Source organism: Pseudoalteromonas sp. SR43-2, from assembly GCF_014163885.1.
Classification (GTDB): domain Bacteria; phylum Pseudomonadota; class Gammaproteobacteria; order Enterobacterales; family Alteromonadaceae; genus Pseudoalteromonas; species Pseudoalteromonas distincta.
The window spans coordinates 29,617-56,561 of sequence record NZ_JACJED010000007.1 but is presented as its reverse complement, the minus strand read 5'-3'; the positions used below and the strand labels follow the sequence as shown (position 1 = coordinate 56,561).

Sequence of the window (26,945 nt, the reverse complement as noted above, 5' to 3'; positions counted from 1 at the left end):
CTCATTAATCACCTAACTCTAATGCCATTGCTTCAATGCTCAATGCTTGTTCCAGGTCACCAAAAACTTCTAGAACCCAGGATTTCATACGTTTATCGTAAGTAACGATGCGTGCCAAATCTATATACTTTTGTGTAGTTGAAAAGTTGGTATGACCCAATAGCGACATAAGTTTGTATTGAATAAAACCAAGAGGTAAATCATTCTCTAATAAAAAGCGGGCTAATGATGTTGCAAACGTAGAGCGTAAATCATGAAACGAATAAGTAAATTTAACTTTATTGTTTAAAAGCTCTTTTGCTACTCTCGAAGTTATATTGCTAATAGAGCCTTCATTTAAACGCTTGCCTGAACGATTAATAAATAGTGGTTTACGAATCGAATTATTGTCGTTATCCCATTTTGCAGAACGATTTAACCGTTCACCAGAGTTTTTATGAACCCACAGACGTGTCATTAAGGTCTTTGGAATCAGTATCTTTCTGCTTTTATTAAACTTACCAATAATATCGACAGCATACACCTTAGTTTCATCAAGAGTAGTATCAATAATTTCAGACTCGTTAAGTAAAGTAACTTCAAAAGCCCTTAAACCGCATAATAAAGCTAAGTCTGCCCACAACTTCCGTGTTTGTGATTGCATGTAATTAGATGAATAGAAGCTGAGTAGTTCTTTTGGACCAAGAGGGGATAATCCATCGTTTAAAATCATTTTCTTCTGTTGGTGTTTTTTTGGAATAGTTAAATTATTAGTTTGAACAACAATACCTCGATCATGATTAAAGGATGTAAATATCAAATCAAATTCAGATCGAGAATATTTCTTCTTGATTACTTTGTCGCTATATGTGAATGGTAGTTTTTTAATACGATTTGTTTGCCAAGCCCATTCATAGAATTGACGAACGTGTGAAATATAGAGGTTAGCAGTATTGAGAGAAAGCTCACTACGCCTCACTCGATCAATCAAGTGAGCTCGGAACTGGTAAGGTGGTAGCCACTCTTTAGCTTTCTCAGACTCTGATACAGCATATAGATCTTTCCACCCAATACCTTGACTTTCAAGCCAATTAAGAAATAGTTTTAATGAATTGGCAATGCTCTTAATTGTTTTTACTGTTACTCCTCCCAAAAGGTTTTGTTGCCCTCCTTTTTTGGGACGCAGGAATTTTCCTTTATATCGATATTCAAAAAAAAGATTTATCTCTAAACAATCTTTTAGCCTAGTTTCACTACCTAATAACGAAAAATTTTCAGTAATATACTCGCGTTGATATTTAATTGAGCGTATCTGTTGGCTTTCAGAGATATTTATTAGTTCACCATCAAAGAATGGCAGTGCTCCCATATTTATATCTGCTTTTACTATAGAAACCATAAGAACCCTTAATACTTGGAGAATGCGATTCACATATTAAATGAAACTATAGTAACAAGTTGAAGGTTTTACAAAGGTGTGGTTAACACTTTAATTATGAAGGTGTGACTACATCGCGTGATAGTAAAAATGTATCTTTACCAAGTGCTCGCAGCGCATAAGGCCCTGTATTTCCGCCTAAACGCGAACCATGTTTTTTTAAATACGCCCACAAACCAATAATATCGTCTGTTGGCCAATTAGCGACAAACTGACTAAAACTGCCATGTTCCCCTGCTATTTCGTGGATCATGTAAGCATTTTCGGTAATTGTTTTTACTTTTTTATAGTTACGAACAATTCGCTCATCCGTTGCTTTTTGTTCCAGCATATCAGGTGGCATCATTAATAACTTATCAACGCTAAAATCCCAAAAAACCTCTCTAAAGCCCGGCCACTTATTATTTATGACTGACCAATAAAAGCCGCTTTGAAATACTTTTCGAGTAAATTCTTCAAGCCAATCGTCGTCACTTAACGTGCTTAGTTGTTTTTTAGATAGCGGTTTTGCAAGTAATAACTTAAGCATTTTTTCAGAGCCTTTTCGCTCTACCGCTCGCTTATAAATATCGCTAAATTTTTCCATACTAATTAAATACCTCACTACTTATATTGCTAGTGTACGAGAAAAGCACCTAATACGTAACCACCCCTCTTTTCGATGAATTAATCTGTATTTAGTCGCTTGACACCTAGACGGCTAAAATGCTTTAATCGCCGTAATTACCCTATTTAAATTGCACAGGTTTGTAAGTTTTACTCTACAAACAGGTGCAAAGGGCTAGAAGAGGTGCGTTATTCAGGTAACGTATGTTAGGAGCGCAAACTCCAGTAAGCATACGTGAGGGGAATTAACGCCGAGAAGTAACCACTTTTGCGAGGTGTTTATTTCGGGCGACTAGGTTGAACCCTAGCGACTGTCACCAATAGCTGTTTATAAAAAGCAGCTTGTTAGTTTGGTGGAGAGCTTCTGGTCTTAAATATTAAGGCCGTGCGCCCTATTATTTTAAGCCCATTCGCTCTTCGAATTATTAGTTCGAACGACGTTAATGCGGCTCCTTCCATAAAGCTTTTTAACTCTTCGAATAATACCAATTACATTAAATTAGTTATCGCTAAAATGATCACGTTTTTAATAAAATTGGTACAAATTATAAGTTCGTGAGAGATGATCAACAACTTCAATTTAAACGACTACTCACTGTGGACCGCGCTCGTTACGCCATTTGATCAACACGGCGATGTCGACTACAACACGTTAACTAAGTTGGTTAGCGATCAAGAAGCGGCACATAACGGTATTTTGCTACTTGGCAGTACGGGCGAAGGTTTAGCACTAACGCTAAAAGAACAACAAGCCATTGTTGAGCACGTATGCCAGCTAAAACCAACAGTACCACTCATGGTAGCTGTGGGCGGTAGTAACTTAAAGCAACAAATTGAGTGGGTTAACTACTGTAATACACTCCCAATTCATAGCTTTTTACTTGGCTCACCGCTTTATGCAAAGCCTGGCGCTATAGGTCAAACTCATTGGTTTGAAAGCCTGCTAAATGCAAGCGCTCACCCATGTATGCTTTATAACGTACCGGGTCGAAGCGCTGTTAGCATCCCAGTGGCAACAATTCAAAACTTACAAAACAATAAAAATTTATGGGCGTTAAAAGAAGCGAGCGGCAGCATTGCTCAGTTTGAAGCTTACCGCCAAGCCGCGCCTAATTTAGCTATTTTTAGTGGCGACGATGCGCTAATGCCTTATTTTGCTCAAGCTGGCGCAAAAGGTTTGGTGTCGGTAGCTGCAAATGCATGGCCTGAACAAACTCACGAGTTTGTTAAGCGCAGTTTAAGTGGTCAACACCCTAATTTATTTGCCCAGTGGTCAAGCGCTATTAATAGCCTATTTGCTGTCGCAAACCCTATTCCCGTAAAGGTACTGATGCATTTGCAAGGCCGCTTAAGCAGCCCGCAACTTCGTCCACCTTTAACACATCTTGAGTTAACTCAAACCGATTGCATCACAACTGCAAACAACACCATTTTATCTTGGCATTAAATACAGGTTTTTATAATGAGCTGGTTAGAACTATTAAATAATTTAGAATCGGGCGCAGTACGCGCAGCATCACAAAACGAAAGCGGCCAATGGCAAGCTAACGTAGAAGTAAAACAAGGCATTTTAGAAGCCTTTAAAAATGGCACTAATACTGAGTTTGCAGGCGGCTTTGTTGATAAACATAACCTAGCTCCGCAAGAATTTAGTACTGATGATGGCGTTCGTATGGTACCAGGTGGCTCAAGTGTTCGCCGTGGTGCTTATGTTGCTAAAGGTACGATTATTATGCCACCAGCGTATGTAAACATTGGTGCATATATCGACGAAGGCACAATGGTAGATAGCCACGCATTGGTGGGTTCTTGTGCACAAGTAGGTAAAAACGTACATTTAAGTGCTGCAGTTCAGCTTGGTGGTGTACTTGAGCCAATTGGTGCCAGCCCAGTAGTGGTTGAAGATGATGCATTTATTGGTGCAGGCTGTATTATTGTTGAAGGCGTAGTCATTAAAAAAGGCGCAGTACTTGCCCCTGGTGTGCGTTTATCAGCAACTATTCCGGTATACGACTGCGTAAACGAGCGCCAACTAGATAAAGACGAGCCAATTCCAGAATACGCCATTGTAATACCTGGCTCTCGCCCAGCGTCTAACGAGTGGGCGCGCGAGCAAGGCCTAAGCATGTCGTGTGCGTTAATAGTTAAATACCGCGACGAGAAAAGCGATGCATCGTTATTGCTTGAAGAGGTTTTACGATAATGAGCTTTTTGAGCACGCCTATCAAAACCGCTGTAAATACTATTACACAACAACTTGATACACCTTTTTTTGTTTACGATTTAGATCAACTAAACACGCATCTTGCGCGTTTAGTTGCGCAAACCGATGTAAAACTGTGGTACGCGGTAAAAGCAAACCCACTGTCTAAAATTATTCAAAGCTTAGACAGTGCTGGCTTTAATTTTGACGTAGCAAGTAAAGGTGAGCTTGAGCAAGTACTAGCACAAGGTATTAGCTCGCAGCGCGTGCTCAACACAGGGCCTGCAAAAAGCCCTAAACAAATAAAACACTTTATTGAGCGCGGCGTGCGTATATTCGTAGCCGAAAGCCTCAATCAAGTACGTTGGTTAAACCAACAAGCGCAACTACAAAACACGCAGTTACAAGTATTACTGCGTGTACAATTACGTTGGCCTGAAGGTGAAAAAAACCCACTGGGCGGCGACAGCCTTACGCCGTTTGGTTTGGGTTGTAATGAATGGCAAGCACTCAATGTAGCTGACTACCCTGCGCTTAAATTTGACGGCCTGCATATTTTTCAGTGGGGCAACATGCTTAGCACGCAAAAACTAAGCGACTTGTGGTCACAAATGATTGCACCTCTTAGCCAACTTGCCAGCGATTTAAATATTAGCCTTAAGATTCTCGATTTAGGTGGCGGTTTAGGTATTCCTTATACACAAAATGAAGCAACACTTGATTGGGATGACTTAATTGCTGCGCTCGCTAAAATTAAAAATGATGCTGGCGTAGAAGAATTATGGATGGAACTTGGTCGCTATGCCGTTGGCGAATGCGGTCATTACGCAAACCCAGTAGTAGAGCGCAAACAAAACTACAATCAAGAACAAGTAATTTTAAGCGGCGGTATAAATCACTTATTACGCCCTGCTGTTACCAGCCAAGACTTTCCTGCTGCATTACTGCGTGAATCCAGTGCTAAAACTCAAGCGGTCACTTTATACGGCCCACTTTGTACAGCGCTTGATTGCTTGGGTGAACATAACTTACCAAGCGATTTAAATGAGCACGACTGGCTAGTGTTTAGCCAATGCGGTGCTTACGGCTTTACCGAAAGTATGCCGTATTTTTTATGCCATGAGCTAGCTGCTGAGTACACCTTGCAAAACGGTACACTTACCTGTGTTCGCCAAGCCGAAAATGCCAGCCATTATTTAAGGTAACAAGTATGAGTAATACAACACACATTAGCCAAGAGAACATTGTAGTAGGGGAAGTTGCAAACGGCTTACCGCTTACAATTCCTGTGTATCGTTTAAAAGGCAATGGCACAGGGCCAAGTGTTTACATTCAGGCCAATATGCATGGCGCTGAAGTGCAAGGTAACGCAGTTATTTTTCAGCTGCTTGAGCAATTAAAACACCTTAACCTTAGTGGCGATATTACCCTTGTACCTTATGCCAATCCGATTGGTTGTAATCAAAAATCTGGCGAGTTTACCCTTGGCAGGTTCGATCCGATTACGGGCACTAATTGGAATCGCATGTATCACTACAATAAAAATTTAGTGGCACAGTTTGCACAAAATCATACTCAGTATGACGACGCTACATTAAAAAGTAACTTCAAACAGGCACTTATTGACGAAGTAGACAGCAAACTTAACGGCCCTGCTTATTTACTCAATACGGGTAAACGCATTGCGCTTAACTTACAAAAGCTCGCTCATCAGGCTGATATAGTACTCGATTTACACACAGGCCCTATTTCAAGCAAGCATCTGTACTGCCCAACCTATTCAACCGACAGCGCACGTTACTTTAATATTGAACATGTACTGCTTATTCCTAGTGATTTTGACGGCGCTATGGATGAAGCTAACTTTTGCCCATGGTGGCATTTAAGTGATGCGCTTAGCGGACAAGGTCGCGAATTATCAATACCTGTAGAAGCATTTACTGTAGAGCTAGGCAGCCAAGAAAAAATAGACTTAAAAGAAGCATTAAACGATGCAAACAGCATTTTAAGTTACTTAAATCACAAAGGCGTATTACAAAACGCACCGCATACGCCAGCTAATATGACCCGTTATGCATGTAATTTAGATGACTACTTTGCCTATTACGCCCCTATTGGCGGCATGGTTGAATACTTAGCCCCACTTGGCGGGCACATTAAAGCTGGTGAGCCTATTGCCAATATTTTACGCATGGAGCGCTACTTAAGTGAGCAACCATTGCAAACACTTACTCTTGATTGCGATGCAATTGCTATTTTGCACTTTGCCTCAGCGAGTGTTAATCAAGGTACCGAGCTTTATAAGTTTTTTACTAACATATTTGAGCTTTAGCTCACCCTTCTCATTGCGTGAGAGTAATACCAACTGCATTAAATTAGTGATCTATTATAGCGATAAGGAAATAGCTTAATAACAAGGCTAAAATAATGGTACATAGTTGTTCTATATAAATAATTTTTAACGTAGTTAGTGAGCTATTTAATACGCTAGAATAATCATGTTTTTAATAAAGTTGGTATAAATTAACTAAAATAGTTAATTTGCATTAGAAAAGCGGCTTAGGCCGCTTTTCTTTTGATCTATACTTACTTTGTATACGTATAGACCTTGTTATAAATACAAATTCAGTAAAAGTTCACCGTTACATATGTAAAAAGACGTTATAATTAAATTAACGCATACAACAACCCAAACTCACAAGGAATTACAATGAGCTGGCGCCACTGGATAACTCTTTCTGCTTTAATTAGTACCGCTACCTTCGCACAAGAAGAAGTTGCTACAAACGAGCAAGATAACGACATCGAGCTTGTAAAACAGTGTATTTTAAATGAGGTAATTGGCGGAGATGGTAAACAGACATTAGACGATCTTCGTAAAAAGTGTTCAGCTCTTGAAGAAAATAAACAACTTACCGCGCTTGATAAACGCCAGGCCCGTGAAGAAGTAGGTAAAAAAAATAGAAATGTAATTACGCCACATAAGCGTAACTATATTTTACCGCTTTCGTACTTATCACACCCAAACGATCGCCCTTTTGATGGTTTTGATGAACTAACAGATGATAACGACGGCGAACCGCTCGACAATCTAGAAGCCAAATATCAGCTATCGATAAAAGTGCCTCTTTACGATGATTTTTCGGATAAAGACCAAGCCATATTTTTTGGCTTTACACTGCAATCATATTGGCAAATTTATAACTCAGAAATTTCGTCTCCATTTCGTGAGACCAACTACGAACCAGAAATATTTTGGATAAATTACCTCGACCCAGAAAACGTATTATGGGGCGACGAAATGGCAATCGCATTAGGTATTTCGCATCAATCAAATGGTCGAAGCCAACCAAACTCACGTTCGTGGAACCGTATTTACGCAGACTTCATTTGGGAAAACAGAGGCTTTGTTTTTAGCTTTAAACCTTGGTACCGAATAGCTGAGGACGAAAAAGAAGATATTTTAGAAGCCAATGGTGACGACAACCCAGACATATACAAATACATGGGTTACTTCGAATTTAGCGGCGCGTATCGTTTTCATGACCATGAATTTAGCTTTATGACGCGTAACAATTTAAATTCAGATAATCGTGGTGCAATTCAACTCGACTGGTCGTTTCCTTTATGGGGTCGCGTTCGTGGTTATGCACAATACTTTAACGGTTATGGCGAAAGCTTAATTGATTACAATGCGGATGTAGAACGTATTGGTGTCGGTATATTATTAACCGATCTGCTGTAATACTTCCCTAAGTTTTACGCACAAAAAAGCCAAGCATTGCTTGGCTTTTTTGTGTTTTGAACAGCTAAACAGTTATTTTTTTACTACAAACTGCCCTTCAAATTCTGCAACCACGTTATCACCATCGTAAATAGTTACTGGCACTACGTAACTTGCTTTACCGTCGGTTTCTAAATCGCTTAACTTGCCCTTACAGGTTTGTATATCAACACAACCACGTGGGTCGGTAGTAAGCGGTTTTAAGTACTTAATGTTAGCATCGGCTAATACAATATTACCTTCAAGCCCAGCTTCTTTAAGTGCTAAGTACGTAGCGCCCCAACCTGTTAGCGTGGCCAAGCTATAAATAGAACCTGCAAACATAGTGTTATGTAGGTTTAAGTTAGCGTCTAGGTCGGCGCTGGTTGTAAATTGCCAATCGGTATAGCTTTCTACCTTAATCCCCATCGCGTCACTAATTGGAATAGACTCACGCCACGTATTTTGTAGTACTTGCGTCCAATTAGGGTGACGAAACCAACCTGGCTCAGACGGTTTTTGCTTTACCATTTTAAAGTGTTGTACATCGCCATAAGCTAAGTGCGCTTTTTCTTTTAATTCGTAACCGTGGCGTTTATAAAATTCAAGCGCTCGTTCGCGTGCAAACAATACAAGCTCACCTGCGTTTTGAACCCATGCAATTTTTTCAAGCTCGTGCAGTAAGCGACTACCAATATGCTGGTTACGATTACCCTCTGCAACCGCCATATAGCGCACTTGTGCTTGCTCATGATTGTTAAAGTGCAAACGTGCTACACCTAGCACTTCGCCTTCTTTATTTTTTATAAAGCGGTGCTCAGAGTCTTGTTCCATATCGTCTTGTTCAGAGCCACGTGGCTCGCCCCAAGGCGCGCGTAATACCTGCCAACGTAATTGGTAATACGCTTGCCAATCTTCGCTACTTTGTGGGGTGCTTACCTGAAACATACATACTCCTGTTGTTATATAAGCCGTAAATAAAAGTCAAAAAAGGCTACGGCGCTATACTAATAGTATTGATTACCTACCAAACTAAAAAGCTTAAATAATTAAGTCCGTTGGTATTATTTATGGCAAATACCATACTCCATCTTAAAAAAACTGCAAATACGACTTTGGTGATGGCTGTAAAATAACGTAAAAAATAATGGCAAAGGCCATTGCGCTTTAACGTTGCTAGTTTATGCTGAGAATATGATGGAAAAAATCAATTATATAAATTCACTGACGGGTTTGCTGGGCGATCAATTTATTGAAAATAGCCACAGCATTGGTCAGTTAATCTATTGGCATAAATGCAGTGGCGATCACATTCAAGTACGTGAGCACGAGCAGTTACGCTGGTTACTGATTAACGACACTCTTCAATCTGTTATTGATTTAAATAACCCGGATTTATTACTTTTTCCACACTTATTATGCCTAGGTAAGCATTGGCAGGCGCTTAAGCCGCCACAAAGAGTGTTAGAACTCGGCCTCGGCGGCGGAGCAATTCGTAATTATTTACAACACAAATACCCTAAAGCACAAATAACATCGGTTGAAAAAAACGCCGATATTATTGATTGCTATACCCAATTTTTTTCGTCAAATAAGAATGAGCAATTGCTGTGCGCCGATGCGCAACAGATTTTAAAAAGTGCGCAAAATATTGATTGGATTATTTTAGATTTGTTTAGCCAAATAGATGCACCTCGATTTTTATTTGAAGAGGCATTTTATAAAAAAATTTACTCGGCTTTAAATAACAACGGTGTGCTATTTATTAACTTTTTATCGCAGCATGAGTCGCAATTAAAACAACTTCAACAGCTATTACTCGATGTATTTGGTTGTAACATTAGCCCGCAGAAAATTACGGGCTATGTAAATCATATTGTCGTGGTTACTAAAAAAGTTTAAACAGATAAGTTAAACGTCACGGGCCCATCGTTACACAAGCTTACTTGCATATCGGCACCAAACTCACCGGTGGCTATTGTAAGTCCCAACTCTTTAGCTTGAGCAACAAAGTACTCGTAAAGCTCATTAGCTTGGCTTGGCGTTGCCGCAGATGAAAAGCTAGGGCGCATACCCTTTTTAGTATCAGCCGCTAGCGTAAATTGCGAAACCACCAGTAACTCACCTTTAATATCTTTAAGGCTTAAGTTCATTTTGTCGTTTTCGTCAGTAAAAATACGATAATTACTTACCTTGTGTAAAAGCTTATCGGCCGTTTGCGTATCGTCGTGCTTTTCAACGCCCAGCAACAACAATATACCTTGGCTAATTTCGCCTACCACGTGGTTGTTAATTTCTACTTTGGCATGCTTTACGCGTTGTATTAAACCTTGCATTTAAACTGTGTCCTTTACTGCTGGTTCATCATCTTCTAGTTCAAGTTCTGGTGTTTCTGGAATATCATTTGGGCTAATACATGCTGTAAATTCAGCGCCAAGCAAAACAACTACCCACGATAAATACACCCATACAAACAAAATAGGAATGGTTGCTACTGCCCCGTAAATAACTTCGTACGAAGGAAAATGGCTAATATAAAGTGCAAACCCTTTTTTAGTCAGCTCAAATAAAAGTGCCGCAAAAAAAGCGCCAGGTATTGCTGCTCTGAAAGATACACGCGTATTAGGCACTAAGGTGTAGAGCATAATAAAGCCCACCATCGAAATCCCATACGGCAATAACTTTAACAAAAACCCGCTAAACCCAGGAATACCCTGATCAGCAAACGATACCAAAGATACAATATAAGAGGTAACCCCAATACTCGCTCCGAGTAATACAGGCCCTAAGCTCAAAACCATCCAATACACAGCAAATGAGATCATCATCGGGCGTTTTTTCTTAATTCGCCAAATTCGATTTAATGTGGCATCTACATTACGTATTAACAGCAAGGCTATTGCAGCTAAAAAGCCAATACCTACCGCCGTCATTTGATTAGCGTTACCGGCAAAGGAGCTAATGTGCTCTCTAATAACATCGGTAGAGGTAGGGACAAAGTTGGTAAACAAAAAGCTCTCAATTTCCATGCGAGTAGATTCAAAGCCCGGAAAAGCTGAAAATATAGCAACACCCACCGCAATTAATGGCACTAACGAAAGAAGGGTTACGTAAGCAAGGTAACCTGCATTAACCGTTATTTGATCGTCTATACACCGATTAAAATACTGCATCCACCAACCAGGCTGCTGGCGTATAAAGGACTTAACTTGCTGTTTGTAATGTGAGAGCTTATCATTCATACAATTGACTTGTGCTTATTTAGTTTTGATTATAATAACAATCAGCGCCATAATTTACAGCACTAACGCTCGTAAACAGGAATTCAAATGAAAAAACAAACATTACTCAGTGTTTCAATGCTTGTAGTAACACTTACTTTAACTGGCTGCCAATCAGCTTATTATTCTGCGATGGAAAAAGTGGGTGTTCACAAACGCGATATTCTTATTGACCGCGTAGAAGAAACCAAAGACTCTCAGCAAGAGTCACAAGAAGAATTTAAATCGGCACTAGAGCGCTTAACGACTCTAATCGATTTTAATGGTGGCGAACTACAAGACACTTATAATCAGTTAAACGACGATTACGAGTCGAGCTTAAATGCCGCTAACGAAGTGTCAACTAACATCAATAAAGTAGAAGACGTGGCAGAAGCCCTGTTTGATGAGTGGGGCGATGAGCTAGAGCAATACAAAAGCGCGTCACTTAAGCGTGAAAGCAGCAAAAAGCTAACCGCGACTAAGCGTCAATTTGATCAGCTATTACGCTCAATGCGCAGCGCAGAGAGTAAAATGGAGCCAGTATTAACCTCGCTTCATGATAACGTTTTATACTTAAAGCATAACTTAAATGCACAAGCGGTATCGGCTATTAAAGGTGAATTCACTAACCTTAAGCGCGATATTCAATTGTTGATGAACGACATGAACAAATCGATTGCCGATTCAAATAAATTTATTGAGCAAATGAATAGCGCTGGCTAATCATTTGTTACTTTAACAAGCCTGCTTAATTGCAGGCTTTTTTATGTTAAAGGGAATACTAAAAGGGATTTACAATGAAACGCTTTTTAATCGCAGCAATGCTCTTATGTATATTAACGGCCTGCGGTGCACCTAATAATATTAATCGTATTACCAGCTCTGACTCAGTTGTTGTTATTAATGATAAGAACGGCCGTTATAAAAATTTATACACAGGTGAAAAAACATATCCCACTACCTGTACTGAAAACTGCTACCCAGCTCACCCAGACTTACTATGCAAAACCGGCAGCGAAAACTGCCAGTACCAAGGCAAGCAAACTAGGCCACAACTTAGCACTGGCTACACCGTACGCTGGCTTGGTCACGCTAGTTTTGTTATTAACACTCCAAATGGTCAAAGTGTGCTGTTTGATCCGGTAAAAAATCAGTTTGATTCTCCAGTAGCACTTGGCTTTAAACTCGGCGGTGGTATTTATCGTAAAGCAGGCGCTTGGCCTAGTGAGCAAGAACTCGAAAATATTGATGCGGTAATGTATTCGCATATTCATTACGATCACTTTAATAAAGCCGATATACAAAGTATTGGCAATAAACTTCGCTATTTAACACCGCTCGGTATGGCCGACAACTTCCCTACCGGCGGTTTTAACATTACCGAAATGCCATGGTACTCAACAACCAACATTGAGGACTTAGCTATTAACGCCGTGCCAGCTCATCATTTTAGCGCTCGCGTATTGGTGCCCTTTATTTACGAAGATAACAATAAAGACTTATGGAATGGCTGGCTGCTTGAACAAAACGGTAGCACCTTATTTTTTGCAGGCGATACAGGCTACTCAAAACACTTTAAAGACATACAGCAAAAATACGGCGATATCGATATTTGCTTAATGCCAATCGCTTCTTACTACAGTAAAGACGAACCTAATTGGTACCGTTACGTGCATACCACACCAGAAGACGCGCTCAACGCAGCACAAGAGCTTAACTGCAAAGTAATGATACCGTGGGGATACGGTAACTCAAGTTGGAAAATGGGCGACCACAGCAGTCATTCAGCCTTACTTCGCTTATTGCATATGTACAATAAAATGGATTCAAAAGTGCCGCTGTATATTTTAAACGAAGGCGAAAGTATTTCACTGTAACTATTCACTTAACTGTTTTAAGATTGTTATTAGATTAAGAAAAATCGACAATAAAATTGAGAGATTAATGAAGAAATTAGCACTCGCCTTAAGCTTTTTATTAAGCACGCCAGCAATGGCTATTGATGTTGAACATACATCAACTCCAATTACTATTGATGGCGTATCAGAAAGCGCATGGGATAAAGCCGCTTGGCACGACATGCCTTATTTAATGGATGGCACACTGCCATCAAACGATGCCGACTTTAAAGGGCGTTATCGTTTATTGTGGGATCAAAACTATTTATACCTACAAGCCGATATTGTGGATGACGTTTTAATTGATACACACGCAGATCCAACCTATAAATATTGGGATGACGATGCGCTTGAAGTATTTATTGATAGCGATGCATCGGGTGGTAATCATCAATTTAATCACACCGCTTTGGCGTACCACATTGGCCTTGATAACCAAGCTGCCGATTACGGACCTGATAAAAAAGCCCATTTGTACACCGACCACCTAGTCAGTAACTGGAAGCGCAATACCACAGCACCTTTTAACATTACCTGGGAAGTAGCAATAAAACTCTACCCTAATAATTATAAAGAAGGTGCTAAAAACACCCCACTTACACTTAGCGAAAAGCAAATAATCGGGTTTATGTTAGCGTATTGCGATAACGATGGCAGTGACGTGCGCGAGCACTTTATGGGCTCACACGAAGTACAACCAGTAAATGGCGACAGAAATCGTGGTTTTATAGATGCCGACGTATTTGGCAAAATAACCCTACTCCCTAAAAAGTAAGTTACTACCAATAAAATAATTGAACACGTATGTTGGGTTGAGCGAAGCTAAACCCAACGACCCCCCACCAAAAAACACTGATACTTCGCATTATCAGCTGTTTCCGCTCTCTCTTTCTCTTCTCATTCCCTTCTCCTTGTGCAAAAGATCTTTAAGTAAATTATTCACAAAGAGGTTAAGAGGCGCTGCGCTTTTAGAGGTAAATATATTTATGGAAATTTCATCTCAAAACAGTAGTCATATAATTTTGAACTAAATACTTTCAACTAACAACTATAGCTAACAGCTCTTATTTTCATCCACAAAAAAGCCGCTGTATTTTGCAATACAGCGGCTTTTAAAATCATTATTCTAAATTAATAGATTATGACTTAGGTGCACGACCCGCACGTTTACGTTCGTTTTCTGTAAGGTGTTTCTTACGGATACGAATGTTTAGTGGAGTAACTTCAACTAGCTCGTCATCATCGATGAACTCAAGCGCTTGCTCAAGTGAGTAGTTAAGGTGCGGAGAAAGCGTTTGCGCTTCATCAGTACCAGATGCACGTACGTTAGTTAACTGCTTACCTTTAAGGGCGTTAACTGTAAGGTCGTTATCACGGTTATGAATACCGATAACCATACCTTCGTATACTTCAACACCGTGACCGATGAATAAACGGCCGCGCTCTTGTAAGTTGAATAATGCGTTAGTAAGTGCTTTACCAGTTGCGTTTGCAATCATTACGCCGTTCTTACGAACACCGATAGCGCCACCTTTATGAGGACCATAATGATCGAACGTATGGTACATAAGACCAGAACCCGAAGTAAGCGTCATGAAATCAGTTTGGAAACCAATTAAACCACGGCTTGGGATCATGAAGTCTAAACGCATACGGCCTTTGCCATCTGGAGTCATGTTAGTAAGTTCACCTTTACGTAGGCCAACTTGTTCCATAACAGAACCTTGATGCTCTTCTTGACAGTCAATAGTCACTGTTTCAAACGGTTCTTCTAGAACGCCATCTACAGTACGTAAGATAACTTCTGGACGAGAAACTGAAAGCTCGTAACCTTCACGACGCATGTTTTCGATTAAGATACCTAGGTGTAATTCACCACGACCAGAAACACGGAAGCTATCTGGGCTTGCAGTATCTTCAACGCGAAGTGCTACGTTGTGTACTAATTCTTTGTCTAAACGCTCACGGATATTACGTGACGTTACAAACTTACCTTCTTTACCACAGAAAGGTGAGTTATTTACAGAGAATGTCATTGTTACAGTTGGCTCATCAACACTTAGTGGTGGTAATGCTTCAACGTTTCCTGGGAAACAAACTGTATCAGAAATCTTAAGCTCACCAATACCTGTTACAGTTACGATGTTACCAGCGTAAGCTCTATCAGTTTCGATACGCTCAAGACCTAGGTAGCTTTGTACTGCACCAATTTTACCATTACGTGTAGTGCCATCAGCACTGATAATAGTAACTTGTTGGTTAGGAGCAACAGAACCACGTTTAATACGACCAATACCAACTACACCAACATAAGAGTTGTAATCTAGTTGAGAAATTTGCATTTGGAAGTCACCTTCAGGATCTGCATCCGGTGGTGATACTTCTTCAACGATCATCTTGAACATAGGTTCCATGTTGTCTGATGGTTCGTCTAAATCTAGTGTTGCCCAACCGTTGATTGCTGAAGCGTAGATTACTTTAAAGTCTAACTGTTCGTCAGTCGCGCCAAGGTTGTCGAATAAATCAAAGATTTGATCCATAACCCAATCTGGACGAGCGCCTGGCTTATCAATTTTATTGATAACGACGATTGGCTTTAAGCCTTGCGCGAATGCTTTTTGCGTAACGAAACGCGTTTGCGGCATTGGACCTTCTTGAGCATCAACAAGTAATAATACTGAGTCAGCCATCGAAAGTACGCGTTCAACTTCACCACCGAAATCGGCGTGTCCCGGGGTATCTACGATATTGATATGGTAGTCATTCCAAGAAATGGCTGTGTTTTTAGCCAAAATGGTAATACCACGTTCTTTCTCAATGTCGTTTGAGTCCATCACGCGCTCTTCGTTACCGCCGCGTGTTTCTAATGTACCTGATTGCTCAAGTAGTTTGTCAACCAGTGTTGTTTTACCATGGTCAACGTGCGCGATAATCGCTATATTTCTTAACTGTTCGATGCTCATATATTTACTCAGAGAAATTAAATTCTCATTGATCCTGCAAGATCTACGCACTCATCCACGCTTTCGCGAGATGTCCCAGCATAGGATTTAAAAGGGCGCATATTATCCCTCATTAATGACATGGATGAAAGTTTATCCAATATAAATTTCAAAACTTTCTCAATACTTTTACTAAGTATCTGTTTTATATATGACAATTATATGAATTAAATTTCAAATTTTTTTTGAAAAACAGCCTTTTTGGCTATTTTGCTGATCTTTTTGGTACTCTTTTGCATTTAGGTTATGCTATTTCAGAGCGATTAAATTAGCAGCAAATTGTGCCCTGTAAATTTTGCACCAAAAAGGAAAATTTACGCACCAACATAGTGCGTTTGTACATTCCATTTTGATGCAACGATATTTTTTTAATTTATAAACAGCTAGTTATAAAAATGGCACAAAATCAGCTTAGTAAATCCCAAAGCAATTATGCAGCAATAACAAAACCCAATAGTTGGAGGACACATGTCACAATCGGTTTTAGATTTTATTAAAGAAAATGACGTTAAGTTCATTGATTTACGCTTTACTGACACTAAGGGTAAAGAACAACATGTATCTATTCCTCATCACCAAGTTGATGAAGACTTTTTTGAAGACGGTAAAATGTTTGACGGTTCTTCAATTGCAGGCTGGAAAGGCATAAACGAATCAGACATGGTATTAATGCCAGTTGCTGAATCAATCAAACTAGACCCTTTCACTGAAGAATCAACATTAATCGTACGTTGTGACGTAGTAGAGCCTTCAACACTTCAAGGTTATGAGCGCGACCCGCGTTCTGTTGCTAAGCGTGCTGAAGATTACATGCGCTCTACAGGTATTGCAGATACAGTTTTATTTGGCCCTGAGCCAGAATTTTTCGTATTTGACGACGTTAAATACAAATCAGATATGTCTGGTTCTATGTACAAAATCGATTCTAAGCAAGCTGCTTGGAACTCAGATAAAGAATATGCAGATGGCAACACAGGTCACCGTCCAGGTATTAAAGGCGGTTACTTCCCAGTTGCTCCTGTTGATGACTTCCAAGATTGGCGTTCAGCTACGTGTCTAGTTCTAGAAGAAATGGGCCAAGTAGTAGAAGCACATCACCACGAAGTTGCAACAGCAGGTCAAAACGAGATTGCTACTCGCTTTAATACAATGGTATTAAAAGCGGATGAAATCCAAGAAATGAAATATGTTATCCATAACATGGCTCACTTATACGGTAAAACAGCAACGTTTATGCCTAAGCCAGTTGTTGGTGATAACGGTTCTGGTATGCATTGTCACCAGTCACTTGCTAAAGATGGTGTAAACCTTTTTGCTGGTGATAAGTACGGCGGCCTTTCTGAAGATGCGCTTTACTACATCGGCGGTATCATCAAGCATGCTAAAGCAATTAACGCTTTTGCAAACGCCTCTACTAACTCGTACAAACGTTTAGTACCAGGTTTTGAAGCACCAGTTATGCTTGCATACTCTGCACGTAACCGTTCTGCATCAATCCGTATCCCAGTGGTTCCATCTGAAAAAGGTCGTCGTATTGAAGTACGCTTCCCAGATCCAACAGCTAACCCATACCTTGCTTTCTCAGCAATGCTTATGGCTGGCCTTGATGGTATCAAAAACAAGATCCACCCTGGCGATGCTATGGATAAAGATTTATATGACTTACCAGCTGAAGAAGCAGCAGAAATCCCAACTGTTGCAGCATCACTTGACGAAGCACTATCTGCACTTAGCGCAGACCGTGAATTCTTAACTCAAGGTGGTGTATTCACTGACGACTTAATCGATGCTTACATCGAACTTAAATCTAAAGAAGTTGAAAAGCTTAACATGACAACTCACCCAGTTGAGTTTGAAATGTACTACAGCTGTTAATTTAGCTGTATAAAATATGTGTGTTCTCAAGCCCGCTTTGCGGGCTTTTTTAATGGTAAAATTAATCAATCTCCACTAAAGTTAAGTTACCGACAAAAATGCAGGGCTGCAGAGTGAACAACAAGATTTTATTACTATTAATTGCTTTAGGATTAAGCAATTATGGTTACGCTGGTGAAACAAAGATATACGCTTGGAAAGATAAAAATGGCGTATTAGTGTTCTCTGACACCCCTCATAAAGGTGCTAAAGAGGTAAAGCTTACCAGCCAAGATCTTAATATGCCTGCAACAAATACTGACATTTTTGACGAGCAACCCCAGCCCCAACAAGCGGCCTTTAGTATTGCCATTTCCTCACCTGATCATAACCAGACTATTCGTGAAAATACCGGCACTGTTTATGTTACTAGCCGAATAAAACCACGCTTTGAAACTGGTTTTACTATACAACTTTTTATTGATGGCAAAGCACATGGCCCAGCCAGTGACAGTTCAACCTTTGCAATAAGAGATGTAGAACGTGGTGAGCACACACTACAATTAAAGCTTTTTAATAGTAAAAACCAAGTTATTGCTATAAGTGAGCCCTGCATATTTTTTATGCACCGAAAAGGGCTAAACCTAAGTAACTAAATTGGGGCATTACTAAACGTGCAGCAGTGTATTTTACTATATAACTTGCTTGTAAACATTCACGCACTAAAATGGTGCAGCTATGATTAATAATAAAAACTTTAGCCCTGAGCTACTCGATGCTATTTGGCAAAATCAAACAACCGCTATCATGTTGCTTGATAAAAACTTCACCGTTGTCTATGCCAATACCAGTACTAGCGAACTGCTTGGCCTTGGTAACAAGCGCCTATTAGATCAGCCTTTCGATAGTCTTTTTAATTACCATTCAATCGATTTGCAGCGTATAGAACAATACTCATTAGTTGAAGGTGTAGATTGCCAGCAGCACAGAGCTGACGTGGTTTTTAGCGATTCTCGCCATGCAAAAGTAGCCGTAAGTACACGACAAATTAAGTTTGATGGCTCACTTTATATTTTATTTGAGTGGCGCCAAACTGATGACGAAATTAAGCACGACCAAGCGTCTAATCAAATGCATCAATACCAAGCAGCCCGAAATCTAATTAGAGGCTTAGCTCACGAAATTAAAAATCCTTTAGGTGGAATTCGCGGAGCGGCGCAGTTATTGCAGTATGAGGTTGATCAACAAGAAAGAGACCAATGTGCTGAGCTTATCATTGAGCAAGCCGACCGATTACGTGAATTAGTAGATAGGCTTTTAGGGCCAAATCAGCTTCCGCAAAAATCGTATGGCAATATACATCAATCACTTGAATCAGTTGCACGACTAAGTACGTTAGATAATTGTTCTAACATTAGCTTGGTTAAGGATTACGACCCAAGCATTCCTGATGTATACATTGATCAAGGTAAAATTCAGCAAGTAGTATTAAACATTGTTCGAAATGCTCAGCAGGCGCTTGTAGATGGCGGTGAAATAACAATAAAAACCCGCATTAATCATCAACATCGTCGCCCAGGTAAAGCACCTAAAAAAGCCTTGTTGATTCAAATATCTGATAACGGACCAGGTATTGATCCCAGTGTACGTGAAACACTGTTCTACCCTATGATCACCAATAAAGAAGATGGCTCAGGGTTAGGACTCTCAATAGCGCAAACGCTGATAGATCAACATGATGGCTATATAGAATGTGATAGCTGGCCTGGACATACTGAATTTAATATCTATCTGCCCTTTGCAGATTAATGTTTGGAGTTTGCATGAAAACAGTTTGGCTTGTAGATGATGATGCTTCTATTCGATTTGTACTTGAAAAAGCACTAACCCGTGCAGGGTTTAACGCAGAAAGCTTTGCTAATGCGCAAGATGTATTAAGCGCATTAAAGTTTAGTCAACCTACTGTTTTAGTTTCGGACGTACGAATGCCTGGTTTGGATGGCATGGCGTTGCTTGAGCTTATAGCAGAGCAAAACCCTGGGCTGCCAGTTATTATAATGACTGCCCACTCAGATTTGGATTCTGCAGTTAATGCATTCCAAAAAGGTGCTTTTGAATACCTAGCTAAGCCGTTTGATTTAAACGAAGCAGTGGCGCTAGTCGAGAGCGCATGCAGAGCAAATTCCACTAAAAAAACTAAGCGAAAGCAAGCTCCACCAAAAAGTGCCCACATTATTGGTGAAGCACCCGCTATGCAAGAAGTGTTTAGAGCGATAGGTAAACTATCGGCCTCTAGCATGAGCGTATTAATAAATGGTGAATCTGGCACAGGTAAAGAACTTGTCGCCAGCGCCCTGCACAACCATAGCCCACGTAAAGAAAATCAATTTATTGCACTTAACATGGCGGCCATTCCAAAAGAGCTTGTTGAGTCAGAGTTATTTGGCCACGAAAAAGGCGCGTTTACGGGTGCCGATAGCGTACGTAAAGGCCGCTTTGAGCAAGCCAATGGCGGTACACTATTTTTAGATGAAATTGGTGATATGCCACTTGATGTGCAAACACGTTTATTACGCGTTCTTGCCGATGGTGAGTTTTATCGCGTTGGTGGCCATCAAAGTATAAAAGTGGACGTACGCATTATTGCAGCTACGCACCAAAACCTGGAAGATTTAGTTAAACAAGGCAAGTTTAGGGATGATTTATTTCATCGTCTTAATGTTGTGCGCCTACGTTTACCCGCTCTTCGAGAGCGTACTGAAGATATAGAAAGCTTATCGCAACACTTTTTACATAAAAGCGCTAAAGAGCTACAAGTAGAAAGCAAAGTACTCAGCCCTAAAGCAACTGAGCAATTACGCTTATTTAATTGGCCAGGCAATGTACGCCAATTAGAAAATACGTGTCGCTGGCTGACAGTTATGGCACCGGGTGAGCTTGTAAGCGAGCAAGATTTACCGCCGGAGATTCTGGATGCTTCACCAACCCAAGAAGAAGGTGATTGGCTCGATGCATTCCAACAATGGCTTAATCAAGAGCTAAAAAAAGGCAAAGAAAATATTTGGCCTGACATTCAAGCTCAACTAGAAACTCGCTTAATAAAAACAGCCCTGGCTAATTGTTCTGGTCATAAGCAAGATGCTGCTATAAAAATTGGTTGGGGACGCAACACGTTGACCCGAAAATTAAAAGAGCGCAATATTAGCTGATTAAACGCTTTTAACACATTTGGTTATTGATGAAGCTAATCGAACATATTCCATTATTCAAACAAATGGAAATTATAAACAGGCTACACTTTTTTAAAGAATTTACGCTCAGCGAGCGCCAAGTCTTATTGGAGTCGTTCGGCCTGTTATATTTAGTAAGTCAGCATCAATTTTTATTTAAGCAATACGATAACGACAAGCGCTTGTACATTGTACTTAGCGGCGCATTATTAGTATTTAAGCATAACCATTTGCTAGAACTTGGCACTATAGAGCCCGGTGAATTTATAGGTGAAGGTGCCTTTATAAATAACCGAGAGCGCAGTACCAGTGCTCGCGCTAAAACCGACACCATAGTACTTGCCATTACCCCTGAAGCACTCACCCGCTTACCTAATGTTATCCGCGAAAAAATTAAAGACCGAATTATTGAAGGTATGAGCCTGCGCATTGCCAAATTAAGCGAGCATATAGAAATCCACGGTTAGTTCAATCCATATAAACAATTTGCAATGAGCAATCAAGCCAGCTGGGGTTATTAACGTGAGCTGTAAACCTGTAAGTATCGGATGGTTTGGCGCCAAAGGGCGTATTTATAAGTGGTTGCGAGTGACTATAAGTTTGCGAATAGGTTTTATAATAAATTACAACGTAACCGTATAAAAACTCCCAACCTAACCTTATAACAGCGCCACTGGGTAAGCTAAAGTCAGCATATTTATCTGTAAATGTGACAAGTAAATCATTGTACTTCTCTTCGCTGCATTGGGTTGTTCGTAACTTTTTAGGCATAACAAAGGTAGTACCCGCTGCTATATTCTTTAAATAAAAGCCTATATTACCATCACCATAAAAGTGATTTGAACGAGTCGTGTAGTTAACTTGTGGCTTGTAACCTAGCTCTTGCATTATAGCCGCAAGTTGCTCAGTTTCTTTAGGATAAATCTTATCACTTGATAAGAGTAATGTGGCTTCACCAAAATCAGGTGGGATTGCCAGCTCTACATATTCATAAGGGAGCGATTGTACTTTTAGCGCAGCATCGAGCTGATTGCTCTGTTCATCTTGCAAGTTTTCACTAAATACATACACGGTAGGTTGTTGGCACGCAGCTAATAGTAATGCCAACACACATATTAAAATTCCACTTTTCATAGTTACCCCTTTTTGATTACAATTGTAGTCTATTAAAGGTAACTATTTATCGCAATTTAATTTGTTTGGCTATTTAACCAAGCATCAACACTTTTGCGAGTATATAAAACTTCTTTAAACAAACGATGACGTTCAAATTCAAGTTTTGTTTTTCTCGTGGCATCACCACTAACTAAACGGCTATGGGTATCATTGAATTTTGAAATTACAGAAAAACCGCGCTCATCTTGATCAGCTTGCTTTTTTACAGAATTAGCAAGGTGCTCTCTAACATCGTCAGCAGTTAACATACCTGAATTATCTAATCCCATTAGCTCTTTTTTCATTGCTAATCTTACGCCCATTTCCTACTCCATTTAATGAAAAATATTTATTCCGCCAAAGTTTTAGCAATTAGCAGGCCATACGTAAAACTAACTGCAGCAAAGATTACTCTTCAATTGCTTCAGTTTTTTTAAAGACAGATAAAATACATAAAAACTTTCGTCGTTATTTCCCTATTACAATTAGCTAAAGTTACTTGCTTTGGTGCAAAAGTAGCTGCAAGCCTTTATACTACAGCTTGTGCGTTACCCCACCGAGAGCAAATATGAACGAAGAATACATAGAAATAGAATTAGAAGAAGAGCCGATTGAGCTCTGTAAATTATTAAAAGTACTAAACTTAGTTGAAGGTGGCGGCCAAGCTAAAAACCTAATTACTGAAGGCTATGTGGGTGTTAACCATGAAATTTGTACAATTAAACGGAAAAAATTATACAGTGGTGATGTACTAGAGTTTGATGGTGAGTTTTTTAAACTCTCACTAAGTGAAGATGCAATCCTTGCAGAAAAACCTGCGGTACAAACTCAAGCAGAGTCAAAGCTAGCTGTACCACAACCAACAAATCAACCAGCTAAAAGTAAGCGTAAGCGAACTAAAAAACCAAAAGTAGATGATAAAACAGGTCGTCGTCCTATTTCATTTGGTTAAGCATTTAAAAGCACTCTTTTTATATAAAAAGGCCAACTTGTATAGTTGGCCTTTTTACTCTTTAATAACCTAATTAATAATAAAAACAAGGTTATAAAATGTCTGTAAACACACCTAAAAATTGGTTTAAACCCGTTGTATGGGCGGCACTCGTATGGAATTTACTTGGCGTTATTGCATTTGCTATGCACATGATGATGACACCCGAAATGATAGGTAAACTTCCGTTAGATCAACAAGCTGCCTACTCTAACATCCCTCTCTGGTCAACCATTGCATTTGCTGTAGCTGTATTTGGAAGCACTTTGGGTTGTCTGTTTTTACTTGCTAAAAACGCGCTGGCAACACCTACTTTTGCGCTATCGCTCGGCGCTATTTTAATTCAGCAATATTATAATTTTGTGGTCATAAATAGTATTGAGCTACTTGGCGCAAGTGCGGTATTTATGCCTATTTTTGTAATCATTATTGCCATCGCTTTACTTTGCTTGAGTATTAAAGGTAAGCAACAAGGCTGGTTACAGTAATTAATAAGGGTCGAAATAACTTTTGACCCTATCTCTTCTTTTAAATCATCTCTTGAAATTAAATTTTTCAGCATCATCTCTACTATAATAACTGTATAAAATTCGTTCTCTAAACGCGATTTTTTACACTGGTATGTACTTTGCAACTCGAACACTACAGAGGTCACTCTTCAAAACATTTTTATAATTCATAAAGGGGCAAATAATGAATAATAGTTTCGATACCCAACATCAGCTCACAATAAATGGTGAGCAATATCATATTCATTCTCTAAAAGGACTTGGCGACAAAGCGAAACGATTGCCCTTTTCCTTAAAAGTACTACTTGAAAACCTTCTTCGTAACGAAGATGGCGTAAATATAAAAGAACAAGACATTCAAGCCCTTCTTAGTTGGGATCCTCAAGCAAAGCCTGCATCTGAAGTTGCCTTTACTCCCGCCCGTGTTGTTATGCAAGATTTTACCGGCGTACCCGCTATTGTAGATTTAGCCGCGATGCGTGACGCAATGGAAAAGCTAGGTGGAGATCCTGCAAAAATAAACCCGTTATCGCCTGCTGAACTTGTGATTGACCATTCGGTACAAGTAGATGGCTACGGAGACGATGGTGCATTTGATTTAAATGCAAAACTTGAGTACGACCGAAATAAAGAACGTTACGAATTTTTACGTTGGGGGCAAACCGCTTTTGATAATTTAAAAGTAGTGCCACCAGCAACCGGCATTGTTCACCAAGTAAACCTAGAATACTTAGCGCGCGTTGTTTTTAATGAAGAGCGCGACGGCAAAAAATTCGCTTACCCAGATACGCTTGTAGGGACTGACTCTCACACCACCATGATTAATGGCTTAGGTGTGCTTGGTTGGGGTGTAGGCGGCATTGAAGCTGAAGCAGCCATGCTTGGTCAGCCAATTAGCTTACTCATTCCACAAGTAGTGGGTATGAAGCTAAGTGGACGTTTACCTGAAGGTACTACCGCAACCGATTTAGTGTTAACAGTAACCGAAATACTGCGTAATCATGGCGTAGTGGGTAAATTTGTAGAATTTTATGGTGACGGCCTTGCCGACCTACCACTTGCCGATAGAGCAACCATAGCCAATATGGCACCAGAATACGGCGCTACGTGTGGTATTTTTCCAATTGATGATGAGACCATTAACTACCTTCGCTTAACAAACCGCGACGAAAAACACTTAAAAGTAATTGAAGATTACGCTAAGCATCAAGGCTTATGGCGTAACGATGGCGACGAAGCTAATTATACCGATACACTTGAGCTTAAATTAGATGACGTTGTACCAAGCCTTGCAGGCCCTAAACGCCCACAAGATAGAATTGCCTTAAACGAAGCTGGCAAAGTTATTGGCGATCATTTAAAAGGCTTCCAAGACGAACGTATGGCTCGTCGTGATAAAAGCGATGAAGAACAAGCTCGTATTGAGAGTGAAGGACCGACAACAAATCCAGATGAGCCAGTTAACGAAGCGCAGTTTATGGGTGCCGCTAAGGTTAAATTTAAAGGCCAAGAGTTTGAGCTAAACGATGGCGCTTGTGTTATTGCCGCGATTACCAGCTGTACCAACACCTCTAATCCAAGTGTTATTTTAGCTGCTGGTTTGGTTGCTAAAAAAGCGAAACAGTTAGGCATTAATGTAAAACCTTGGGTTAAAACATCACTTGCTCCAGGCTCAAAAGTAGTTACCGACTACCTAGAAAAAGCAGGCCTGATGGATGACCTAGAAAGCCTAGGCTTTAACTTAGTTGGCTACGGCTGTACCACGTGTATTGGTAATTCAGGGCCACTTGCAACTGAAATATCAGACGCGATTCAAAAACATAAATTAGTAGTGAGCTCTATTTTATCGGGTAACCGTAACTTTGAAGGGCGTATTCACCAAGATGTTAAAATGAACTTTTTAGCCTCACCTCCGCTTGTCGTAGCTTATGCCATTGCAGGTAGAACCGATATTGACGTATACAACGAACCCCTTGCTCAAGATGCTAACGGTAACGATATTTACCTTAAAAACATTTGGCCAAGCGTTAAAGAAGTAAGTGACTTAGTTAAAGAAACCGTAACTAAGGAAATGTTTGAAAAAAGCTACGCTAACGTTTACGAAGGCGATAGCCGTTGGCAGCAAATTAAAATACCGGATGGCAAACTTTACGATTGGGATGATGCATCTACCTACATTAAAAAAGCACCCTTTTTTGATGGTATGAAAGTAGAACCACCGGGCATTCCTTCTATTGAAGGTGCACGTTGTTTAGCTAAACTTGGAGATTCAGTAACCACTGACCATATTTCTCCAGCGGGTGCTATTAAAGCAGAAGCGCCAGCAGGTTTATACTTGCAAGAGAAAGGTGTAGATAAAGCGCAATTTAACTCGTACGGCTCACGCCGTGGTAATCACGAAGTAATGATGCGTGGAACGTTCGCTAATGTGCGTCTTAAAAACTTACTTGCCCCTGGTACTGAAGGCGGCGTAACACGTACGCAACCAGAAAACGATTTAGCAAGCATTTACGATGCTGCTATGGAGTATCAAAAAAATAATACTCCACTCATTATTTTAGCGGGTAAAGAGTACGGTACAGGTTCATCTCGTGACTGGGCCGCTAAAGGCTCACTATTACTTGGTGTAAAAGCCGTTGTAGCACAAAGCTATGAGCGTATTCACCGTTCTAACTTAATTGGTATGGGTGTATTACCGCTGCAATTTAAAGAAGGTGAAAGCTACGAGTCACACGGGTTAACAGGGCAAGAACAATTTGATATTGATGGCCTGTACGATAAAACCGATGAAGTTACCGTTATTGCTACAAATGCCGAAGGTAAAAAAGTAACCTTGAGTGCAGACGTACGTATTGATACCCCTAAAGAGTGGGATTACTACAAACACGGCGGTATTTTACAATATGTACTGCGTAATATGCTTGATTAATACGCGCTGTAATTAGTGCATTTAAAAGCCCAGCTACTAAGCTGGGCTTTTTTATGTGTGCTGTTTGTTGTCTTAAATCAATGCTAAGCATTTAAAGCTTGCCTACACTAGGCATTACTCTTAGT

At 40.0% G+C, this 26,945-nt stretch carries 24 protein-coding genes, 1 pseudogene and 1 riboswitch; of the genes and pseudogenes, 17 read left to right on the top strand and 8 right to left on the bottom strand.

Annotated elements, in window-relative coordinates; all coding sequences use genetic code 11:
- Positions 1-4: 4 nt before the first annotated feature.
- A complete protein-coding gene (locus H5120_RS08045; RefSeq protein WP_182674053.1) occupies positions 5-1,378 on the bottom strand; it encodes a tyrosine-type recombinase/integrase in 1,374 nt (457 codons plus the stop codon).
- A 109-nt stretch (positions 1,379-1,487) separates the two neighbouring features.
- Positions 1,488-2,003 (bottom strand): annotated as a pseudogene (locus H5120_RS08040) (DNA-3-methyladenine glycosylase I); the annotation flags it as partial.
- Between the two features lie 191 nt (positions 2,004-2,194).
- A riboswitch (Lysine riboswitch) is annotated at positions 2,195-2,395 on the top strand.
- Positions 2,396-2,585: 190 nt separating this feature from the next.
- Between H5120_RS08040 and dapA the strand changes: the two are divergent.
- From dapA to H5120_RS08015, 5 genes are all read left to right on the top strand, one after another.
- Positions 2,586-3,470 carry a 4-hydroxy-tetrahydrodipicolinate synthase gene (dapA, locus tag H5120_RS08035; RefSeq protein WP_182674052.1) on the top strand — a complete coding sequence of 295 codons (885 nt, stop codon included), beginning with the start codon at positions 2,586-2,588 and terminating at the stop codon, positions 3,468-3,470.
- A gap of 15 nt (positions 3,471-3,485) precedes the next feature.
- Positions 3,486-4,226 carry a 2,3,4,5-tetrahydropyridine-2,6-dicarboxylate N-succinyltransferase gene (locus tag H5120_RS08030; RefSeq protein ID WP_149594452.1) on the top strand — a complete coding sequence of 247 codons (741 nt, stop codon included), beginning with the start codon at positions 3,486-3,488 and terminating at the stop codon, positions 4,224-4,226.
- Positions 4,226-5,431 (top strand): PLP-dependent decarboxylase, encoded by a 1,206-nt coding sequence (locus H5120_RS08025; RefSeq protein WP_024597213.1) that lies wholly within the window; start codon positions 4,226-4,228, stop codon positions 5,429-5,431. The genes H5120_RS08030 and H5120_RS08025 overlap by 1 nt, the downstream gene beginning before the upstream one ends.
- 5 nt (positions 5,432-5,436) lie before the next feature.
- The gene (locus tag H5120_RS08020) at positions 5,437-6,558 is read left to right on the top strand and encodes a succinylglutamate desuccinylase/aspartoacylase family protein (protein WP_182674051.1); all 1,122 of its coding nucleotides are present in this window, start codon (positions 5,437-5,439) and stop codon (positions 6,556-6,558) included.
- A 378-nt stretch (positions 6,559-6,936) separates the two neighbouring features.
- Positions 6,937-7,971 carry a phospholipase A gene (locus H5120_RS08015; RefSeq protein ID WP_182671863.1) on the top strand — a complete coding sequence of 345 codons (1,035 nt, stop codon included), beginning with the start codon at positions 6,937-6,939 and terminating at the stop codon, positions 7,969-7,971.
- A 72-nt stretch (positions 7,972-8,043) separates the two neighbouring features.
- Here H5120_RS08015 and H5120_RS08010 read toward each other — a convergent pair whose 3' ends face one another.
- Complete coding sequence (locus tag H5120_RS08010; RefSeq protein ID WP_002961136.1) at positions 8,044-8,937, bottom strand: bifunctional GNAT family N-acetyltransferase/hotdog fold thioesterase; 894 nt, start codon at positions 8,935-8,937, stop codon at positions 8,044-8,046.
- Between the two features lie 246 nt (positions 8,938-9,183).
- Between H5120_RS08010 and H5120_RS08005 the strand changes: the two genes are divergently transcribed.
- Positions 9,184-9,891 (top strand): spermidine synthase, encoded by a 708-nt coding sequence (locus H5120_RS08005; RefSeq protein ID WP_182674050.1) that lies wholly within the window; start codon positions 9,184-9,186, stop codon positions 9,889-9,891.
- Here the strand turns inward: H5120_RS08005 and dtd are convergent.
- Both dtd and H5120_RS07995 read right to left on the bottom strand, forming a co-directional pair.
- A complete protein-coding gene (dtd, locus tag H5120_RS08000; protein WP_002961132.1) occupies positions 9,888-10,325 on the bottom strand; it encodes a D-aminoacyl-tRNA deacylase in 438 nt (145 codons plus the stop codon). The two genes, H5120_RS08005 and dtd, sit on opposite strands and share 4 nt — an antisense overlap.
- Positions 10,326-11,231 carry a virulence factor BrkB family protein gene (locus H5120_RS07995; RefSeq protein ID WP_002961130.1) on the bottom strand — a complete coding sequence of 302 codons (906 nt, stop codon included), beginning with the start codon at positions 11,229-11,231 and terminating at the stop codon, positions 10,326-10,328.
- 87 nt (positions 11,232-11,318) lie between these two features.
- On the opposite strand from H5120_RS07995, the gene H5120_RS07990 reads away from it, so the two are divergent.
- From H5120_RS07990 to H5120_RS07980, 3 genes are all read left to right on the top strand, one after another.
- Positions 11,319-11,975, top strand: coding sequence for a DUF2959 domain-containing protein (locus H5120_RS07990; protein ID WP_149594446.1), 657 nt, complete (start codon positions 11,319-11,321; stop codon positions 11,973-11,975).
- Positions 11,976-12,049: 74 nt separating this feature from the next.
- On the top strand, positions 12,050-13,129 hold the full coding sequence (locus H5120_RS07985; protein ID WP_182674049.1) for an MBL fold metallo-hydrolase: 1,080 nt from the start codon (positions 12,050-12,052) through the stop codon (positions 13,127-13,129).
- A gap of 67 nt (positions 13,130-13,196) precedes the next feature.
- On the top strand, positions 13,197-13,925 hold the full coding sequence (locus tag H5120_RS07980) for a CBM9 family sugar-binding protein (RefSeq protein ID WP_182674048.1): 729 nt from the start codon (positions 13,197-13,199) through the stop codon (positions 13,923-13,925).
- Positions 13,926-14,289: 364 nt separating this feature from the next.
- Here H5120_RS07980 and typA read toward each other — a convergent pair whose 3' ends face one another.
- Positions 14,290-16,113 (bottom strand): translational GTPase TypA, encoded by a 1,824-nt coding sequence (gene typA / locus H5120_RS07975; protein WP_002961123.1) that lies wholly within the window; start codon positions 16,111-16,113, stop codon positions 14,290-14,292.
- Positions 16,114-16,620: 507 nt separating this feature from the next.
- Between typA and glnA the strand changes: the two genes are divergently transcribed.
- The 5 genes from glnA to H5120_RS07950 all read left to right on the top strand — a co-directional run bounded on the left by glnA (position 16,621) and on the right by H5120_RS07950 (position 21,703).
- Positions 16,621-18,027, top strand: a complete 1,407-nt coding sequence (glnA, locus tag H5120_RS07970) for a glutamate--ammonia ligase (protein ID WP_002961121.1) — start codon at positions 16,621-16,623, stop codon at positions 18,025-18,027.
- 113 nt (positions 18,028-18,140) lie between these two features.
- Positions 18,141-18,662, top strand: coding sequence for a DUF4124 domain-containing protein (locus H5120_RS07965; RefSeq protein WP_182671859.1), 522 nt, complete (start codon positions 18,141-18,143; stop codon positions 18,660-18,662).
- A gap of 82 nt (positions 18,663-18,744) precedes the next feature.
- The gene (glnL, locus tag H5120_RS07960; protein WP_002961118.1) at positions 18,745-19,815 is read left to right on the top strand and encodes a nitrogen regulation protein NR(II); all 1,071 of its coding nucleotides are present in this window, start codon (positions 18,745-18,747) and stop codon (positions 19,813-19,815) included.
- Positions 19,816-19,829: 14 nt separating this feature from the next.
- Entirely contained in the window at positions 19,830-21,215 is a 1,386-nt protein-coding gene (gene ntrC, locus H5120_RS07955; protein ID WP_182674047.1) for a nitrogen regulation protein NR(I), read from the top strand.
- Positions 21,216-21,244: 29 nt separating this feature from the next.
- Complete coding sequence (locus H5120_RS07950; RefSeq protein WP_182674046.1) at positions 21,245-21,703, top strand: cyclic nucleotide-binding domain-containing protein; 459 nt, start codon at positions 21,245-21,247, stop codon at positions 21,701-21,703.
- 1 nt (position 21,704) lies between these two features.
- Here H5120_RS07950 and H5120_RS07945 read toward each other — a convergent pair whose 3' ends face one another.
- Together H5120_RS07945 and H5120_RS07940 are read right to left on the bottom strand one after the other, a co-directional pair.
- Positions 21,705-22,370: a hypothetical protein gene (locus tag H5120_RS07945; protein WP_182674045.1), complete on the bottom strand. Its 666-nt coding sequence runs from the start codon at positions 22,368-22,370 to the stop codon at positions 21,705-21,707.
- Positions 22,371-22,426: 56 nt separating this feature from the next.
- Positions 22,427-22,714: a hypothetical protein gene (locus H5120_RS07940; protein ID WP_182674044.1), complete on the bottom strand. Its 288-nt coding sequence runs from the start codon at positions 22,712-22,714 to the stop codon at positions 22,427-22,429.
- 245 nt (positions 22,715-22,959) lie between these two features.
- Here H5120_RS07940 and H5120_RS07935 point away from each other — a divergent pair, with 245 nt between their 5' ends.
- From H5120_RS07935 to acnA, 3 genes are all read left to right on the top strand, one after another.
- Complete coding sequence (locus H5120_RS07935) at positions 22,960-23,343, top strand: RNA-binding S4 domain-containing protein (RefSeq protein WP_182674043.1); 384 nt, start codon at positions 22,960-22,962, stop codon at positions 23,341-23,343.
- Between the two features lie 98 nt (positions 23,344-23,441).
- Positions 23,442-23,870 carry a hypothetical protein gene (locus H5120_RS07930; RefSeq protein WP_182674042.1) on the top strand — a complete coding sequence of 143 codons (429 nt, stop codon included), beginning with the start codon at positions 23,442-23,444 and terminating at the stop codon, positions 23,868-23,870.
- A 205-nt stretch (positions 23,871-24,075) separates the two neighbouring features.
- Positions 24,076-26,820: an aconitate hydratase AcnA gene (gene acnA, locus H5120_RS07925; RefSeq protein ID WP_182674041.1), complete on the top strand. Its 2,745-nt coding sequence runs from the start codon at positions 24,076-24,078 to the stop codon at positions 26,818-26,820.
- The last annotated feature ends 125 nt before the right edge of the window (positions 26,821-26,945 follow it).

Coding starts and splice junctions, on each gene's coding strand:
- H5120_RS07930 (WP_182674042.1), top strand. CDS start 23,442: ATGTCTGTAAACACACCTAAAAATTGGTTTAAACCCGTTGTATGGGCG.
- glnA (WP_002961121.1), top strand. CDS start 16,621: ATGTCACAATCGGTTTTAGATTTTATTAAAGAAAATGACGTTAAGTTC.
- typA (WP_002961123.1), bottom strand. CDS start 16,113: ATGAGCATCGAACAGTTAAGAAATATAGCGATTATCGCGCACGTTGAC.
- H5120_RS08010 (WP_002961136.1), bottom strand. CDS start 8,937: ATGTTTCAGGTAAGCACCCCACAAAGTAGCGAAGATTGGCAAGCGTAT.
- H5120_RS07940 (WP_182674044.1), bottom strand. CDS start 22,714: ATGGGCGTAAGATTAGCAATGAAAAAAGAGCTAATGGGATTAGATAAT.
- H5120_RS07990 (WP_149594446.1), top strand. CDS start 11,319: ATGAAAAAACAAACATTACTCAGTGTTTCAATGCTTGTAGTAACACTT.
- H5120_RS07995 (WP_002961130.1), bottom strand. CDS start 11,231: ATGAATGATAAGCTCTCACATTACAAACAGCAAGTTAAGTCCTTTATA.
- H5120_RS07945 (WP_182674045.1), bottom strand. CDS start 22,370: ATGAAAAGTGGAATTTTAATATGTGTGTTGGCATTACTATTAGCTGCG.
- H5120_RS07935 (WP_182674043.1), top strand. CDS start 22,960: ATGAACGAAGAATACATAGAAATAGAATTAGAAGAAGAGCCGATTGAG.
- H5120_RS07950 (WP_182674046.1), top strand. CDS start 21,245: ATGAAGCTAATCGAACATATTCCATTATTCAAACAAATGGAAATTATA.
- dtd (WP_002961132.1), bottom strand. CDS start 10,325: ATGCAAGGTTTAATACAACGCGTAAAGCATGCCAAAGTAGAAATTAAC.
- H5120_RS08005 (WP_182674050.1), top strand. CDS start 9,184: ATGATGGAAAAAATCAATTATATAAATTCACTGACGGGTTTGCTGGGC.
- glnL (WP_002961118.1), top strand. CDS start 18,745: ATGATTAATAATAAAAACTTTAGCCCTGAGCTACTCGATGCTATTTGG.
- H5120_RS08045 (WP_182674053.1), bottom strand. CDS start 1,378: ATGGTTTCTATAGTAAAAGCAGATATAAATATGGGAGCACTGCCATTC.
- ntrC (WP_182674047.1), top strand. CDS start 19,830: ATGAAAACAGTTTGGCTTGTAGATGATGATGCTTCTATTCGATTTGTA.
- acnA (WP_182674041.1), top strand. CDS start 24,076: ATGAATAATAGTTTCGATACCCAACATCAGCTCACAATAAATGGTGAG.
- H5120_RS08015 (WP_182671863.1), top strand. CDS start 6,937: ATGAGCTGGCGCCACTGGATAACTCTTTCTGCTTTAATTAGTACCGCT.
- H5120_RS08025 (WP_024597213.1), top strand. CDS start 4,226: ATGAGCTTTTTGAGCACGCCTATCAAAACCGCTGTAAATACTATTACA.
- H5120_RS07985 (WP_182674049.1), top strand. CDS start 12,050: ATGAAACGCTTTTTAATCGCAGCAATGCTCTTATGTATATTAACGGCC.
- H5120_RS08020 (WP_182674051.1), top strand. CDS start 5,437: ATGAGTAATACAACACACATTAGCCAAGAGAACATTGTAGTAGGGGAA.
- H5120_RS08030 (WP_149594452.1), top strand. CDS start 3,486: ATGAGCTGGTTAGAACTATTAAATAATTTAGAATCGGGCGCAGTACGC.
- H5120_RS07980 (WP_182674048.1), top strand. CDS start 13,197: ATGAAGAAATTAGCACTCGCCTTAAGCTTTTTATTAAGCACGCCAGCA.
- dapA (WP_182674052.1), top strand. CDS start 2,586: ATGATCAACAACTTCAATTTAAACGACTACTCACTGTGGACCGCGCTC.